This is a genomic window from Myroides albus, assembly GCF_024722315.1.
GTDB lineage: Bacteria > Bacteroidota > Bacteroidia > Flavobacteriales > Flavobacteriaceae > Flavobacterium > Flavobacterium album_A.
The window spans coordinates 1,788,611-1,803,632 of the sequence record NZ_CP102754.1 but is presented as its reverse complement, the minus strand read 5'-3'; the positions used below and the strand labels follow the sequence as shown (position 1 = coordinate 1,803,632).

Genomic DNA, 15,022 nt, shown 5'->3' with positions numbered 1-15,022 from the left:
TAATTACAAGAATTGATCCGCAGAAAATCCCCTTATGCTTTCATTATTACCACTAAATTACATAAGGTAGATACGCTAAGTTGTAGCATGAACTATGAACTGTTACAAACTACTAATCTTAGTCATAATTGCAAATGAAAATGCTTTACTCTCGTCTTGTATAAATTGATAGACAGCTTTTGCTTTTGCTTTTAACAAAGGCTCTTGAGAAGACCATTTCACTAAAACATCTCCAAATTGTTCCATATACTCCCAAGAAAAATGGAAACGCAACAAATGAGGTGCCAATTCACCATTCGCCATAACAAGCATAGACTCATAACTAAGTCCTACTTTTTTCAATTCTTCATCTAAATCCCCAATCAACTTTTTGTCTTCAGGTACAAACCCTATGGAAGATAACTTCTGTACAATAGACTCTATTCGTCTATCTTCTTCGCTTTTGGTTCCTTTGTTTAACATAGGTCAAATGATATAGTAAAACAAAAAAGCCTACGGCATACTACGGCAGGCTTTTCTGTCAATATTTTACTTGTGTTCGTATTCTTTTACCGCTTCGATAAACGCTTTTGCGTGATCTACTGGGATATGAGGTAAGATACCGTGACCTAAGTTTACGATATACTTATCTTTTCCGAATGCATCGATCATCTCGTGTACCATCTTTTTAATAGTAGGAATTGGCGACATTAGACGGCTTGGATCAAAGTTACCTTGTAATGTGATATCCCCTCCTGTGAATAAACGAGCGTTCTGTGGGCTACAAGTCCAATCTACTCCTAATGCAGACGCTTTTGACTTCGCCATCTCAGGTAATGCAAACCAACATCCTTTTCCAAATACGATAACTGGAGTGATATCCGCTAATGCTTCTACTATTTGGTTAATATACTGCCAAGAGAACTCTTGATAATCTACTGGAGATAACATTCCTCCCCATGAGTCGAATATTTGTACAGCATTTACACCTGCTTTTACCTTTTCTTTAAGGTATAAAATAGTTGTATCAGTAATCTTTTGTAATAACGTATGAGCAGCTACTGGGTCAGAAAAACACATTCCCTTCGCTAAGTCAAAGCTCTTAGAACCCTTTCCTTCTACTGCATAACAAAAGATAGTCCAAGGTGAACCAGCGAATCCAATCAATGGTACCTCATCGTTTAACATCTCTTTCGTTACTTTAATAGCATCCATTACATATCCTAATGTCTCTTCGATATTAGGTACGATAACTTGCTCTACATCTTTAGCAGAACGGATAGGATTAGGTACCCATGGTCCTACTCCTGGTCTCATCTCTACATCAATGTTCATCGCTTGTGGTACGACTAAAATATCTGAGAATAAAATAGCAGCATCTGGTTTTACAATACGAATCGGTTGTACTGTAATCTCAGCTGCGATTTCTGGCATTCTACAACGTGTAAAAAAATCATACTTATCTCTTAATTCGCGAAACTCTGGTAAGTATCTACCTGCTTGACGCATCATCCATACAGGTGGTCTCTCTACTGTTTCACCTTTTAACGCTCTTAAGAATAAATCATTTTTAATCATTTCTATTCGATTTTAATACGTCAATTTTTAGCTGACTCTATTTATAATAATCCACACAAGCTTGTAATGTAGCCTCCACTGTAGGTTGCTTCGCGATTACAATATTCTGTGTAACTCCTTTTAATGGTTCTGCGGTCGTATCTCCTATACAGAAGCACACTTCTGTCGTGATGCTGTTCTGCTGAAGATAACTCTCTATCGCTGAAGGACTGTAAAAGCACAATCCATCAATTTTATGTTCATTCTTTAATGGATTAAGCACAGTCTGATATACTGTAAACTCATTAAAGACTACACCATTCGCCCTAAAAGCATCAGGCAATAAATCTCTTCTGATACTTCCACTAAAGAATGTTATCGTATTGTCTGTATAATTCTGAACAATGATAGGAGCTAATTCCTTGGCATAATGTGCCCAAGCCTTAACTTCCCAACCGTTCTCCTCCAACAACTCCTTTGTTTTTATCCCCACACATAGAGCAGGTTTCTTATTCAGAACTTCTCTATATCCTTGACTAATCACACTCTTTACTGCATTCTGACTCGTAAAAAGCACATACTCATTCACCTTACTGAGATCAAAAGTTAAGTGTTCAGTTGAGATATAGTCCTCTTGTAATAACTTCACCCCTTGTATATCTAAAGCTTCAAGTGTTGTCACTTGAATTTTACGAGTAGATAAAATGGTTGGAATAAAAGACATTCTATTTTTTTAATTGTTGACGTAATTCTTCCATTAGCTTATTGGCTCCCCCTTCTAACAATTCTTTAGCTGCAAAGAAACCGAGCTTTTTCCATTCTTGAATAGGAACTACCTTACTAACTTCAAACTTCTCTTTGCCATCTAATGAAAACAATGCACCAATAAATTGAATTGTGTCATCGTGTTCATTATACATAGCGTGAGCCCCAATTGGCGCTGTACAACCTCCCTCAAGAGTTCTAAGGAACTGGCGCTCAATATGTGTAGTCATCTCTGTTTCATAATCATTCAAATGATGCAAAGCATCTAAAACAAAATTGTCATCTGCCATTGCTACTACAAGCATTGCTCCTTGAGCTGGAGCAGGAATCATCCAATCTAAATTGATAAAGTTCTTAGGTTTCTTTGCTATGCGATCTAAACCAGCTGAAGCGAAAACAGCAGCGTTCCAATCGTTATCTTGTAGCTTTTGCATACGGGTATTTACGTTTCCTCTTAGGTCGACAATCGTATGCTTAGGAAACTTGTGTAACCATTGCGCTTTACGTCTTAAACTTCCCGTAGCAATAGTTGCCCCTTTTTCAGGATCTAAGAAATCAGTATTGCCTTTGTGTAGTAAAATATCAACAGAGTTAGCACGTTTCAGTACTGCTGCTTGCACGATACCTTGTGGCAACATAGTCGGCACATCTTTCATCGAATGAACTGCAATGTCAATTTCTTTATTAATCATCGCTACATCCAAAGTCTTTGTAAAGATTCCGGTGATTCCCATTTCATACAAAGGCTTATCTAAAACTAAATCACCTGTAGACTTTACGGGAACTAACTTAGTTTTATAACCCAATTTTTGAAGTTCACCTTCAACTTTTTTTGCTTGCCATAAAGCCAGTTCACTATCGCGTGTACCGATTCTAATAACTCTATTCATTATGATTTGTTTCTAATTGAAATACTTTCTCTATCCATTCAATACTCTGATCAACCACTGTGTCCTCATGACGAAGATGATTAGCGAATTGAGTAGTGATTTTTTGGATGATGCGCATACTTATAATTTCTGCTTGCTCTTGATCAAAGCCATCATACTTTTTGCGGTGATAATCTAACTCACCGTCTTTTATTTGCTCTAACTTAGATTTTAGTGCATGTATAGTAGGTGCAAATTTTCTCATTTTCGTCCAAGCAATAAACTCATTCATGATTTCTTCAATGATTTCCTCTGCTTGTGGAATAAACTGTCTTCTGCGTTCAAGTGTAATGTCAGTCATTTGAGATAAGTAATCCAGGTGGATTAACTCCACATTCCCCAATTCCTTTACATTCTCATTCACATTTTTTGGAATAGATAGATCCAATATCACCAAAGGTTTGTTTAAACTCAACAACTGCTTATCTACAGTGGGATTCTGTGCTCCCGTAGCAACAATGAGAACATCTGCTTTTCGAATTTCAGATTGTAAATCTGCGTAATCTTTGACAATTAGATTAAACTTCCCTGCAACTTCTAAAGCTTTCTCCTTTGTTCTATTGATTAAAGTGATATGGTCATTCTGTGTATGCTTTACTAAGTTCTCACAAGTGTTACGCCCAATCTTTCCAGTTCCAAACAACAGTATATTCTTGTTAGAAATATCTTGGACATTATCCATAATATATTGAACAGAAGCAAATGATACTGAGGTAGCCCCAGAACTCAATTCTGTTTCATTCTTAATGCGCTTACTTGCTTGTATCACAGCATTAACTAAACGTTCGAAGTAATTAGTTGTTAAGCCTTTCGCTTTTGACAAGTAGAACCCTGCCTTAATCTGTGCAATAATCTCGAAGTCACCCAATATTTGACTATCTAAACCAGTACCTACGCGAAATAAATGGTCTATAGCCTCTCTATTCTTATAAACATAAGCGACATTGCGAAAATCGTCTACAGTACCATTACTATTATCACACAACAACTGTATTAACTCAAAAGGGTGCTGAGCAAAACCGTAAATCTCTGTTCTATTACAAGTAGAGATAACAATTAAACTCTCAATACCGCTTCTTTTCGCCTGCTCTAATAGATTGTCTTTGGCTTCGTCATTTAAGCTAAACTTACCCCTCATTTCGGCATCTGCTTTCTTATAACTTAAACCTACAGTATAAAATGTAGACGACTTAGCCTTATCTATTCTTTCCATATTGCACTATTATTTCAAAAAAGTATACAAATTTAAAACTAAAGAATCGACAAAAGTAACGCTGTAGGGACTATTTATATCGCTCGAGGAAAAAGTTAAAAAAAATAACCATATTTAATTATTATACAGTACATTTGCAGTAATAGCAAGGCTTAACAAAGCCTCTATGTAGAATCATTCTAAATAAAAAATACAACTAAAAGTTTTTTTGATTGTCATAAAAATATCGCTATGAGTCCTATTGAAGAAATAAATATTGATTCACAATTTTCAATTTTAAGAATTGAAAATACAAATAATGAAACTATTCGTTTTGAGAAAGAAATGGGTACTGATATGATTCAATTTTACTTTTGCCTAAAAGGATCTGGTAAATTTGTATTCAATCAAGGCGCATACGCTTTAGGATTAGCAGAGGATAAATCACTATTGCTTTACAACCCTCAAAAACAACTTCCTATACACTTAGAGATAAACCCAAACACTTGGTTTATTGGCGTGTTAATTTCAATCAAGAAATTTCACGCATTGTTTTCTTCTGAAGCAGAGTTTATAGGATTCTTAAAAGGAGATAACATCAATAAAAAGTATTATCACGAAGATCAGACTTCTCCTTCTATGGCCATAGTATTGAACCAGATGTTCAACAACTATATGAATCAATCTATAAAAAACCTTTACTATACAGGTAAAACGTACGAATTACTAAGTCTACTCTTTCATCAAACAGAAGATAAGACTTTAGAGAACTGCCCCTTCCTATCAGATGAAGACGATGTAGTAAAAATTCGAAAAGCAAAAGAAATAATAATAGCGCGAATGACTGAACCACCTACACTGCAAGAACTTGCAGACACAGTAGGTATAAACATAAAAAAACTAAAATTAGGCTTTAAGCAAATCTACGGAGACTCTGTTTTCAGTTTCTTATTTGACTACAAAATGGAATATGCTCGAAAACTTTTAGAGAACGGTAATTACAATGTAAACGAAGTTGGATTGAAAGTTGGCTATAGCTCAGCGAGTCACTTTATCTCTGCTTTCAAAAAGAAATTTGGCACTACTCCCAAAAAATACTTAATGTCTATCAACACAAACAATTAAACAATGAAAGGTATATTATTAGTAAACTTAGGGTCACCTAAATCCCCAACAGCTAAAGATGTAAAACCATACTTAGATGAATTCTTAATGGACAAACGCGTAATAGACATGCCATACATTCTACGCGCTTTTTTAGTGAAAGGTATCATACTTAATACAAGACCTAAGAAATCAGCTGAAGCCTATCAAAAAATATGGTGGCCTGAAGGATCTCCCTTAATAGTAATATCGCAAAGACAACACAAAAAGGTACAAGAAAAAGTAGATATTCCAGTTGCATTAGCAATGCGCTACGGAGAACCTTCTATCAAAACAGGTATACAAGAACTCAAAAACAAAGGTGTCAAAGATATCTTAATGATCCCACTATACCCACAGTTTGCAATGGCCACAACCGAGACTATTGATGTATTGGCTGCTGAAATCATAAAGAAACACTTCCCTGATATCAACTTAACAAGTTTCCCTGCTTTCTACAAACGAAAAGAGTATACTGAAGCACTTGCTGCATCAATCAAAGGACACTTGGAAGGATTTGACTATGATCATATTCTATTTTCATATCACGGTGTACCCGAAAGGCACATTAGAAAATCTGATGTTACCAAAAGTCACTGTAAAATGGACGGACAATGTTGTTCTACTGCGTCAAAAGCTCATGAGTTTTGCTACAGACACCAATGTCTAGAAACTACAAGACAGGTAACGGAACTACTTGGAATACCACAAGAAAAACACAGCTCTTCGTTCCAATCGAGATTAGGTCCAGACAAATGGTTGCAACCTCCAACAGATGCTACAGTAAATGGATTAGCTGAAAAAGGCATCAAAAAGCTTGCAGTTGTCACACCTGCTTTCGTAGCAGACTGTTTAGAGACATTAGAAGAAATAGGCATGGAAGCACATCATGAGTTTTTGCAACGTGGAGGAGAGGAGTTTAGAACAATCCCTTGTTTAAATGACGATGAAATGTGGATAGATGCAATGGTTACCTGGATAAACGAATGGAAATCTAAATAATTATGTTTTACTTTTACTTAAAAGCACTACACATCATCTTCGTTGTATGTTGGTTTGCAGGCTTGTTCTACATCGTACGCTTATTTGTATACTATGCTGAAACAAAGGATATGCCTGAACTACAATCCAGCATCTTACGTGAGCAATATACAATTATGACCAACAGGCTATGGAATATTATTACATGGCCTGCTGCCATATTAGCAACCATTTTTGGCGCTTGGATGCTTGTCGAACAACCATTTTGGCTACAACAACCTTGGATGCACGTCAAACTACTATTTGTAGCACTGCTATTTGCATACCACTACACCTGCCACCTATTTGTCAAACAGATAAACGACAGAACTTTAACTAAGACTTCCTCTTTTTTCAGAATATGGAATGAAGGAGCAACAATAATTCTATTTTCTGTAGTTTTTTTAGTAATTTTAAAAAGCGCAGTAAATTGGATATTTGGAGTAGTGGGAATTGTAGGATTGTCAATTCTCTTAATGTTGGGCATAAAACTCTATAAACGAATAAGAGAACACAAAAACAACTAATGAAAGATGAGTTTCTTTTAAAGAATTTTTCCTTAAGAAATAGAATATTTTTTTCACTTATTTTCTTGAGTATCATTTCTTCTGTATTGATATCTGCAGTATCAGTTTATCAATTCAGAGAGGAAGCTCGTAATTATCACCAATATAGATTAGAGCGAAAGGAATTAGCGATTAATGAAAATATAAACTATATCCTAACAACCACAAGTTACCCTGTAACAACGGAGAATTTAGCTCTAATCTTTAAAGACAAAATACACGAACTCGCAGCAATACACGATACAGAGATTAACATCCATGACTTAAGTGGGAATATGATCATATCTTCCAGGGGAAGTTTTTCTGTAGACAACATCTCCAATACGCTATCACCAATAGTCCTAAGAACGATACAACTATCACATAACAAAAGATTTGTAGACATACAAGATCTCGATAAAAGCCGTATTAGAATTGCCTATAGCTTTTTAAAGGACAATAAATTCAAGCCGCTGGGAATTTTAAAGATCCCCTATGAAGAAAAGACTGAATTTTACGAAAATGAAATACAAAATTTCATGGTAAAGTTTGGTCAAGTCTATGTTATCATGCTTATTATGTCAATCGCTATTTCATATTTCCTTTCAAACTACATCATACAGAGTTTAAAAGACATCAGCATTAGAATAACAAGCACAGAACTTGGTCAGAAAAATGAGAAAATAGAGAATACTTCTACCAGCAAGGAAATCACGGCTTTAATAAACGCCTACAACGACATGGTCGACAAACTTGAGGACAGTTACCACAAGCTCGCTCAAACCGAAAGAGAACAAGCTTGGAGAGAAATGGCTAAACAAGTAGCGCATGAGATTAAAAACCCATTAACTCCAATGCGTCTTACAGTTCAGAGTTTTGAAAGAAAATTTGATCCACAAGATCCAGATATACGCACTAAACTAAAAGAATTTAGCTTAGTACTTATTCAGCAGATTGACACCATGTCATCAGTAGCAACAGCTTTCTCAAGCTTTGCCTCAATGCCCGCACAAAAAGACGAAACAATCAATGTAGTCAAAACAGTTAAACTATCATTAGATATCTTTAACGAACCTTATATCACATTTACAACTACTAAAGATGAAATCATTTCGAAAATTGACCAAACGCAATTAATCAGAATTATTACTAACTTAGTCAAAAATGCGATTCAGGCGATTCCAGAAGATACAGTACAACCAAGTGTAGAAGTAAGCATTGAACAAAAAGCAAACGATGTAATTATTAAAGTTACTGACAATGGAACTGGAATATCGCAAGAAAATATCAACAAAGTCTTTGAACCAAAATTTACAACAAAAACAAGTGGTATGGGACTTGGCCTTGGTATTATAAAAAATATAGTAGAAAATTATAACGGTAGTATCACCTTCACAACCAAGACAAATGTAGGGACAACTTTCACTGTGAGATTACCAATTTTAAGTAATGATAACAATTAAAATAAATATAGAATGAATTACGAAAATATTTTAATCGAAAAAGAGAATAAAATAGCCATTATAACAATAAATAGGCCTAAAAGTCTTAATGCCTTAAACAAACCAACAATAGAGGAGTTACACAGCGCTTTGAAAGCATTGGAATTAGAGAAAGAAGTAAGAGTTATTATCTTAACTGGAAGCGGAGAAAAAGCCTTTGTTGCAGGAGCAGATATCAAGGAGTTCTCAGATTTTAATATGAGTGAAGGATCCCAATTGGCAGCTAAAGGACAAGAGTTGCTTTTTGATTTCATACAAAATCTAAACAAACCAGTGATTGCAGCTATTAATGGTTTTGCATTAGGAGGAGGATTAGAGTTGGCAATGGCATCGCATTTCCGTATTGCATCAACAAATGCTAAAATGGGATTACCTGAAGTAACATTAGGACTAATACCAGGATATGGAGGAACACAGCGTTTGCCACAGTTAATAGGAAAAGGAAGAGCAATGGAAATGATAATGACTGCAGAAATGATTACTGCTGACAAAGCTTTAACTTATGGATTAGTAAACCACGTAGTAGATCAAACAGAACTGCTTGACTTCACTAAAAACATCGCAAACAAAATTGCCAACAACTCAGCAACAGCAATTGGAAGAGCAATCAAATCTATCAATGCAAACTACAGAGACGGCATAAATGGTTTCCATGAAGAAATCAAGAACTTCGGTGAGTGTTTTGAAACTGAAGACTTCACAGAAGGAACAACAGCTTTTATAGAAAAGAGAAAAGCCGAATTCAAAGGAACAATGTAACAAAATAAAAAGGTCGAAGCTTAATAAACTTCGACCTTTTTAATTATAAATATAAAATGGATATTTCTAACAGATAAAACTTCTAAAAGTTTTGTTGGCCTACTAGGACTCGAACCTAGAACGACTGAACCAAAATCAGCTGTGTTACCATTACACCATAGGCCAATACCTTTTGCATTCTAAAGCAGAACTGCTTCTGTATTGCGGTTGCAAATGTAGTATATGTTTAACAACATTCCAAAATATTTTTGAGGTTTTGTATAGCATAAAAACTAACAAACTCATTATCAATACTGATGTAAATAAAATTTAACATTTAGTAAACAAAAACTTCTGGAACATAAAAAAAGCCCTCTATAAAAGAGGGCTTCGTTGGCCTACTAGGACTCGAACCTAGAACGACTGAACCAAAATCAGCTGTGTTACCATTACACCATAGGCCAATACCTATTTTCGCATTCTAAAGCAGTACTGCTTCTGTATTGCGGTTGCAAATGTACTACATTTTTTATATTCACCAAATTTTTAGTTCAAAAAAATTAATTTTTTCTAATTCAAGTAAAAGACACAAAAAAAATCTTTTCTTTGTAAGTATAATATCTTAAATATTCAAGCAACTACACTTATGTTAACATTCAATTACAAAAAGTGGAATATCATAGGAGGATGGATATGCTTCCTTATCGCTTTAATTACGTACACTTTAACAGTCGAACCTACAGTAAGCTTTTGGGATCCGGGAGAGTATATAGCAACTTCAGCTAAATTACAAGTAGGACACCCTCCAGGAGCTCCAGGTTATCAAATGTTAGGAGCATTCTTTTCCCTTTTTGCAACTTCACCAGATAAAGTTGCCTTAATGGTAAATATGGTTGCTGTACTATCAAGTGCATTCACAATCTTATTCATGTATTGGAGTAGCACTAACTTAATTAAGAAAATAGTAGAAAAAACATCTGAATGGAATACAAGCAATGCATTCGTGGTACTTGGGAGTGCTGCAGTAGGATCACTTGCTTTTACCTTTTCAGATAGCTTTTGGTTTAGTGCCGTTGAAGCAGAGGTATATGCATCTGCCATGTTTTTAATTTCTCTACTACTCTACCTTGGTTTGAGATGGTACGATGATTTAGACAAAGAAAATGGTGATCGATGGCTTTTACTTATTGCCTTAGTAGCTGGATCTTCTTTTGGAGTACACTTAATGGCCTTATTGACAATTCCATCTATTGTGTTATTGTATTACTTTAAACAATATCAAAAAATCACTATTAAAAACTTTATAATTGGAAATATAGCTGCAGTTGCGATATTATTCTTCTTATTTGCATTCTTATTTCCAAAGCTGCTTGCCCTTTTTGGTAAGACAGAAATCTTCATGGTTAATTCAATGGGATTGCCATTTAACAGTGGTACAATTATAGCTTTCTTACTAATTGTCGCATTTTTTGTTATCACATTGAAGTATACCAAAAAGCACAATTATGTAAAAGCGAACACTATAATATTAGCACTTCTTTTTGTATGTATTGGATTGACGTCATGGATTATGTTACCTATTCGAGCGAACGCAAAAGTGGTAATCAATGAAAACACGCCATCAGATGCTGCAGAGCTCCTTGCCTATTACCAACGTGAACAGTATGGTGACGAAAGTATCTATTACGATTCTTATTTTACAAAGAAATATGTTGGCTTAGATGAAAATAATCCGTGGAAAGATGAGAATCCGAACTACGAAAGAGATTATAAAACTGGTAAATACATTATAGTTAACGAATGGCAAAATGCTGGTCAAAACTATAATAGCACACACAAAGGCTTTTTACCAAGACTGTGGAGTACAGATCGAAATCACCGCATCAATTATATGCGTTACACTAAACCACTGAGCTTTGAGGTTAAACCAGAAGTAATCAGTGCGATGGCACAGTACCCACAATTACAACAAGTAGTTCAAATTTCGAAAAGTGTACAAGAAGCAATCGATAAAGGAGAAATCGGTATCGAAGGTTTAGATAAATTCTTAGATCAATACGGACAATATCTTGATATCGAAGTTCCGAGTTTTGGTAGCAATATGTCCTATATGTTCGAGTATCAGTTTGGCTATATGTTTTGGAGATACCTGATGTGGAATTTCGTAGGACGTCAAGATGATATTCAAGGTCAAGGAGAAGCTCTTCACGGTAATTGGATTAGTGGAATCAAGCCTTTAGATGCTTTGAGATTAGGTAACCAAGACGAACTAACTCCAGATAGCTTAAATAACAAAGGAAGAAATACATACTTTTTCTTGCCGTTTATCTTTGCATTAATAGGAATAGTATTCCACTACCGAAAAGACCCTAAAATGTTTTGGGTATTACTTGTGTTGTTCCTATTTACAAGTTTTGCATTAAAGATATTCCTAAACGAAAGACCTTTTGAACCACGTGAAAGAGATTACGCAGTTGTACCTGCCTTTTACGTTTTTGCAATGTGGATAAGTTTTGGAGTATATAGTATCTACGAGGGAATTAAGAAATACGCTTCGCCAAAGGTTGTTGGACCAGCAATAGTAGGACTATCATTATTAGCCGCACCAGTACTAATGGCTTCACAAAACTGGGATGATCACGATCGATCAGACCGATATACAGCATTGGCAAATGCAAAGGCGTACTTAGACTCATGTGATAAAAACGCTATCTTATTTACCATTGGTGATAACGACACATTTCCCCTTTGGTATTTACAAGAAATAGAAGGTTATAGAACTGATGTGCGCGTTGTATGTACAAGCTTACTACCGCTTGACTGGTACATTGACCAAATGAAAGCAAAAGCATATGACTCTGAGCCATTGCCAATCAAGTTTACCCATGATCAATATGTTGGTAATAAAAGAGATGCATTAATCATACAACCTATGGTACAAGAAAGATTAGATATTAATCTTTTTATGAGCTTCGCCCGATCAGACGATAAACGATTACAGACTAAATCAGAGGCAGGAACAACGTTGTACTTATTGCCTACAAACAAGATAAGTATCCCTGTTGATAAAGATATCATCAAGAAAAACAATATTGTTTCACCTTATTTAATGGATCAAGTTGTAGACTCATTAGAAGTAAACATCTCTGAACAAGCAATCTACAAGCACCGATTAATTATGCTTGATATCATTGCAAATAACAATTGGGAAAGACCTGTTTATTTCTCAGGAGGAAGTTTTAATGATGATGATTTCGTTTGGATGAAGAACTACTTACAACTTCAAGGTTTAATATACAAACTTGTCCCAATTAAAACTTCAACAGAAAGTGGTCATCCATTAGACTTAGGAGGAATCGATGCAGATAGAATGTACACTAATGTCAAGTCTTGGTACTGGGGAAATATGGGAAGTGACAAAATATACCATGACCCACAAACAAGAAGAAACGCACTTAGTTATAGAATTAACCTTGCTCGTTTAATGGAACAGCTGTTAATTGAAAACAAAGAAGACAAAGCAAAAGAAATAATTGATATTGCTATGGATAATATGCCTATAGAATACTATGGCTATTACCAGTTAGTTCAGCCGTTTGTTGAAGGTTATTACAAAGTTGGCGAAAAAGAAAAAGCGAGAGAAATGACAACAGTACTCGCACAGAAATCAAAAGAGCAATTGAACTATTTCAATAGTTTGAAAATAGACGAAATAAACTACTATCAATCAGAGATTGTAGAACAGATAGAGATCTGGAGACAACTTGTCTTGATAGCAGAAGAAGAAGATCCTTCATTCTATGCCAAATTGAAAGAAGAATTCAATGAATACAATGCTAAGTTTCCGCAGTTTAGAAGACATGGACTATAGTAAATAAGTTAACAAAAGGCGATAGTAAATACACTATCGCCTTTTTCTTTATACCTTTGCACATTAATTAATTAAATGTATACAATGATCGAGAATAAAAATCAATCACGAACAAGTTTAGAACAATTAGGCGAGTTTGGTTTAATAGAACATCTTACAAAGGACTTCCCTATCCAGCAAGAATCCACGATCAAATCAGTAGGTGATGATGCTGCTGTTTTATCTTTTGAGAAAGAAAAAGTAGTTGTATCTACAGACTTATTGATAGAAGGCGTACATTTTGACTTAGCTTATGCTCCCTTAAAACACTTAGGATACAAAGCTGTAGTTGTAAATATATCAGATATTTGCGCTATGAATGCTGTTCCGACGCAAATAACGGTTTCTATAGCAGTATCTAACCGTTTCCCATTAGAAGCGTTAGAAGAATTATACGAAGGAATTAAACTGGCATGTAATTACTACAAGGTAGATTTAGTTGGAGGTGACACAACTTCTTCTCAAACAGGACTAATAATCAGTATTACGGCAATAGGTAAAGCAAATGAAGACGAGATTATCTATAGAAGTGGTGCTGGAGATAACAACCTGTTAGTTGTATCGGGAGATATCGGAGGGGCCTATATGGGATTGCAAGTTTTAGAACGAGAAAAACAAGTATTCTTAGTCAACCCAAATAGTCAACCAGATTTATCGATGTATGATTACATCATAGAAAGACAGCTTAAACCAGAAGCGAGAACTGACATAAGACAATTACTAAAAGACTTAGACGTTCACCCAACTTCAATGATTGATATATCAGATGGTTTATCTTCTGAGATCTTTCACCTGTGCACACAGTCCAAAGTAGGATGCAATTTATATGAAGATAAGCTACCTCTTGATCCTCAGTTTATAAATACATGTGAAGAATTCAATATTGATTCTACCACAATGGCTATAAATGGAGGAGAAGATTACGAACTTCTTTTTACTATCAAAATGGAAGACTTTGAAAAAGTAAAAGCAAATCCAAATCTAACGATAATTGGACACACAACGCAAGAGAGCGAAGGGTTACATTTAATCACAAGAGCAAATACAAAAATTCCTTTAAAAGCAAGAGGATGGAATCCTTTAGCAAATAATGAAGAAGAATAAAACACAAAGAGGTTATTTTCAAAGCGAAAGTAACCTCTTTGCATATCCACCAGTTCGAACTTCCTTATCTCCCTAAACCAAGCGTGTTGCTCAATTCTAGAGTACTCAAGCATCAATTGGCTTACAACCTGATAAGCCATAGCTCATTTTCACCAACAATCTCCATATCATTACTTACCTGCTTTCTAATTGTGAAACAGTAACAAATACACCTAAAATACCTTATAAAAAAACAAACAAAAAGTTTGAACGTTTAGACAAAGGAAACAAATCGATAAACGTCATATAGACACACCACAAGAGCCAATTACCATACTGCAGCAGACTTTACAAACATATTTTTCAATACTCAGAGAACAGAGCTCTCTCCTACTAATACTGTTTTAACTTACATATCACCACTTTGACCTTCAATACTTCATTAGCCTAATAAATGTCAAAAACTTCTCCTTTGAAAGCACTAACAAAGTACCTTTATACTCTTTTGTGCAAAAACAAATCTCTTTTCATACATACTATTCACTAAATAAAGCAAAAACCACCCACCTACACCCAAATGCAGTTCTTTCACGGTGTCTTTTTAATCATCATAAATAAGTCAAAATGCGAACAAAAAGCAATATATCAAACTAAAGAGG

Annotated in this window: 12 protein-coding genes and 2 tRNA genes; 7 read left to right on the top strand and 7 right to left on the bottom strand. The window is 35.1% G+C overall.

Going from position 1 to position 15,022, the window contains the following annotated elements:
* Nucleotides 1-102: 102 nt before the first annotated feature.
* From NWE55_RS08305 to hemA, 5 genes are all read right to left on the bottom strand, one after another.
* Complete coding sequence (locus tag NWE55_RS08305; RefSeq protein ID WP_155091544.1) at nt 103-462, bottom strand: hypothetical protein; 360 nt, start codon at nt 460-462, stop codon at nt 103-105.
* Nucleotides 463-528: 66 nt separating this feature from the next.
* Nucleotides 529-1,557, bottom strand: a complete 1,029-nt coding sequence (hemE, locus tag NWE55_RS08300) for a uroporphyrinogen decarboxylase (RefSeq protein ID WP_039328658.1) — start codon at nt 1,555-1,557, stop codon at nt 529-531.
* A gap of 37 nt (nt 1,558-1,594) precedes the next feature.
* Nucleotides 1,595-2,260: a uroporphyrinogen-III synthase gene (locus NWE55_RS08295; protein WP_155091545.1), complete on the bottom strand. Its 666-nt coding sequence runs from the start codon at nt 2,258-2,260 to the stop codon at nt 1,595-1,597.
* Nucleotide 2,261: 1 nt separating this feature from the next.
* Nucleotides 2,262-3,191 (bottom strand): hydroxymethylbilane synthase, encoded by a 930-nt coding sequence (hemC, locus tag NWE55_RS08290; RefSeq protein WP_155091546.1) that lies wholly within the window; start codon nt 3,189-3,191, stop codon nt 2,262-2,264.
* Entirely contained in the window at nt 3,184-4,443 is a 1,260-nt protein-coding gene (gene hemA / locus NWE55_RS08285; protein ID WP_155091547.1) for a glutamyl-tRNA reductase, read from the bottom strand. Before hemA ends, hemC begins: the two co-directional genes overlap by 8 nt.
* A 231-nt stretch (nt 4,444-4,674) precedes the next feature.
* Here hemA and NWE55_RS08280 point away from each other — a divergent pair, with 231 nt between their 5' ends.
* The 5 genes from NWE55_RS08280 to NWE55_RS08260 are packed head-to-tail and all read left to right on the top strand — an operon-like array spanning nt 4,675 to nt 9,391.
* Nucleotides 4,675-5,547 carry a helix-turn-helix transcriptional regulator gene (locus tag NWE55_RS08280; RefSeq protein WP_155091548.1) on the top strand — a complete coding sequence of 291 codons (873 nt, stop codon included), beginning with the start codon at nt 4,675-4,677 and terminating at the stop codon, nt 5,545-5,547.
* 3 nt (nt 5,548-5,550) lie between these two features.
* Nucleotides 5,551-6,567: a ferrochelatase gene (gene hemH, locus NWE55_RS08275; protein WP_155091549.1), complete on the top strand. Its 1,017-nt coding sequence runs from the start codon at nt 5,551-5,553 to the stop codon at nt 6,565-6,567.
* A 2-nt stretch (nt 6,568-6,569) separates the two neighbouring features.
* The gene (locus NWE55_RS08270; RefSeq protein ID WP_155091550.1) at nt 6,570-7,112 is read left to right on the top strand and encodes a CopD family protein; all 543 of its coding nucleotides are present in this window, start codon (nt 6,570-6,572) and stop codon (nt 7,110-7,112) included.
* Nucleotides 7,112-8,593: a sensor histidine kinase gene (locus NWE55_RS08265; RefSeq protein WP_155091551.1), complete on the top strand. Its 1,482-nt coding sequence runs from the start codon at nt 7,112-7,114 to the stop codon at nt 8,591-8,593. Before NWE55_RS08270 ends, NWE55_RS08265 begins: the two co-directional genes overlap by 1 nt.
* A 12-nt stretch (nt 8,594-8,605) precedes the next feature.
* Nucleotides 8,606-9,391 carry an enoyl-CoA hydratase/isomerase family protein gene (locus NWE55_RS08260; protein ID WP_155091552.1) on the top strand — a complete coding sequence of 262 codons (786 nt, stop codon included), beginning with the start codon at nt 8,606-8,608 and terminating at the stop codon, nt 9,389-9,391.
* Between the two features lie 94 nt (nt 9,392-9,485).
* On the opposite strand, the gene NWE55_RS08255 is transcribed toward NWE55_RS08260, so the two are convergent.
* Nucleotides 9,486-9,556, bottom strand: a tRNA-Gln gene (locus NWE55_RS08255).
* A gap of 207 nt (nt 9,557-9,763) precedes the next feature.
* Nucleotides 9,764-9,834: transfer RNA gene (locus tag NWE55_RS08250), tRNA-Gln, on the bottom strand.
* Nucleotides 9,835-10,016: 182 nt separating this feature from the next.
* Between NWE55_RS08250 and NWE55_RS08245 the strand changes: the two genes are divergently transcribed.
* Together NWE55_RS08245 and thiL are read left to right on the top strand one after the other, a co-directional pair.
* The gene (locus NWE55_RS08245; protein WP_155091553.1) at nt 10,017-13,241 is read left to right on the top strand and encodes a glycosyltransferase family 117 protein; all 3,225 of its coding nucleotides are present in this window, start codon (nt 10,017-10,019) and stop codon (nt 13,239-13,241) included.
* An 84-nt stretch (nt 13,242-13,325) separates the two neighbouring features.
* The gene (gene thiL / locus NWE55_RS08240) at nt 13,326-14,384 is read left to right on the top strand and encodes a thiamine-phosphate kinase (RefSeq protein ID WP_155091554.1); all 1,059 of its coding nucleotides are present in this window, start codon (nt 13,326-13,328) and stop codon (nt 14,382-14,384) included.
* Nucleotides 14,385-15,022 lie beyond the last annotated feature (638 nt).

Bases quoted from the DNA above. Each gene is read 5' to 3' on its own strand.
- NWE55_RS08305 (WP_155091544.1), bottom strand. From the start codon at position 462: ATGTTAAACAAAGGAACCAAAAGCGAAGAAGATAGACGAATAGAGTCT.
- hemE (WP_039328658.1), bottom strand. From the start codon at position 1,557: ATGATTAAAAATGATTTATTCTTAAGAGCGTTAAAAGGTGAAACAGTA.
- thiL (WP_155091554.1), top strand. From the start codon at position 13,326: ATGATCGAGAATAAAAATCAATCACGAACAAGTTTAGAACAATTAGGC.
- NWE55_RS08260 (WP_155091552.1), top strand. From the start codon at position 8,606: ATGAATTACGAAAATATTTTAATCGAAAAAGAGAATAAAATAGCCATT.
- hemC (WP_155091546.1), bottom strand. From the start codon at position 3,191: ATGAATAGAGTTATTAGAATCGGTACACGCGATAGTGAACTGGCTTTA.
- hemH (WP_155091549.1), top strand. From the start codon at position 5,551: ATGAAAGGTATATTATTAGTAAACTTAGGGTCACCTAAATCCCCAACA.
- NWE55_RS08265 (WP_155091551.1), top strand. From the start codon at position 7,112: ATGAAAGATGAGTTTCTTTTAAAGAATTTTTCCTTAAGAAATAGAATA.
- NWE55_RS08295 (WP_155091545.1), bottom strand. From the start codon at position 2,260: ATGTCTTTTATTCCAACCATTTTATCTACTCGTAAAATTCAAGTGACA.
- NWE55_RS08245 (WP_155091553.1), top strand. From the start codon at position 10,017: ATGTTAACATTCAATTACAAAAAGTGGAATATCATAGGAGGATGGATA.
- hemA (WP_155091547.1), bottom strand. From the start codon at position 4,443: ATGGAAAGAATAGATAAGGCTAAGTCGTCTACATTTTATACTGTAGGT.
- NWE55_RS08270 (WP_155091550.1), top strand. From the start codon at position 6,570: ATGTTTTACTTTTACTTAAAAGCACTACACATCATCTTCGTTGTATGT.
- NWE55_RS08280 (WP_155091548.1), top strand. From the start codon at position 4,675: ATGAGTCCTATTGAAGAAATAAATATTGATTCACAATTTTCAATTTTA.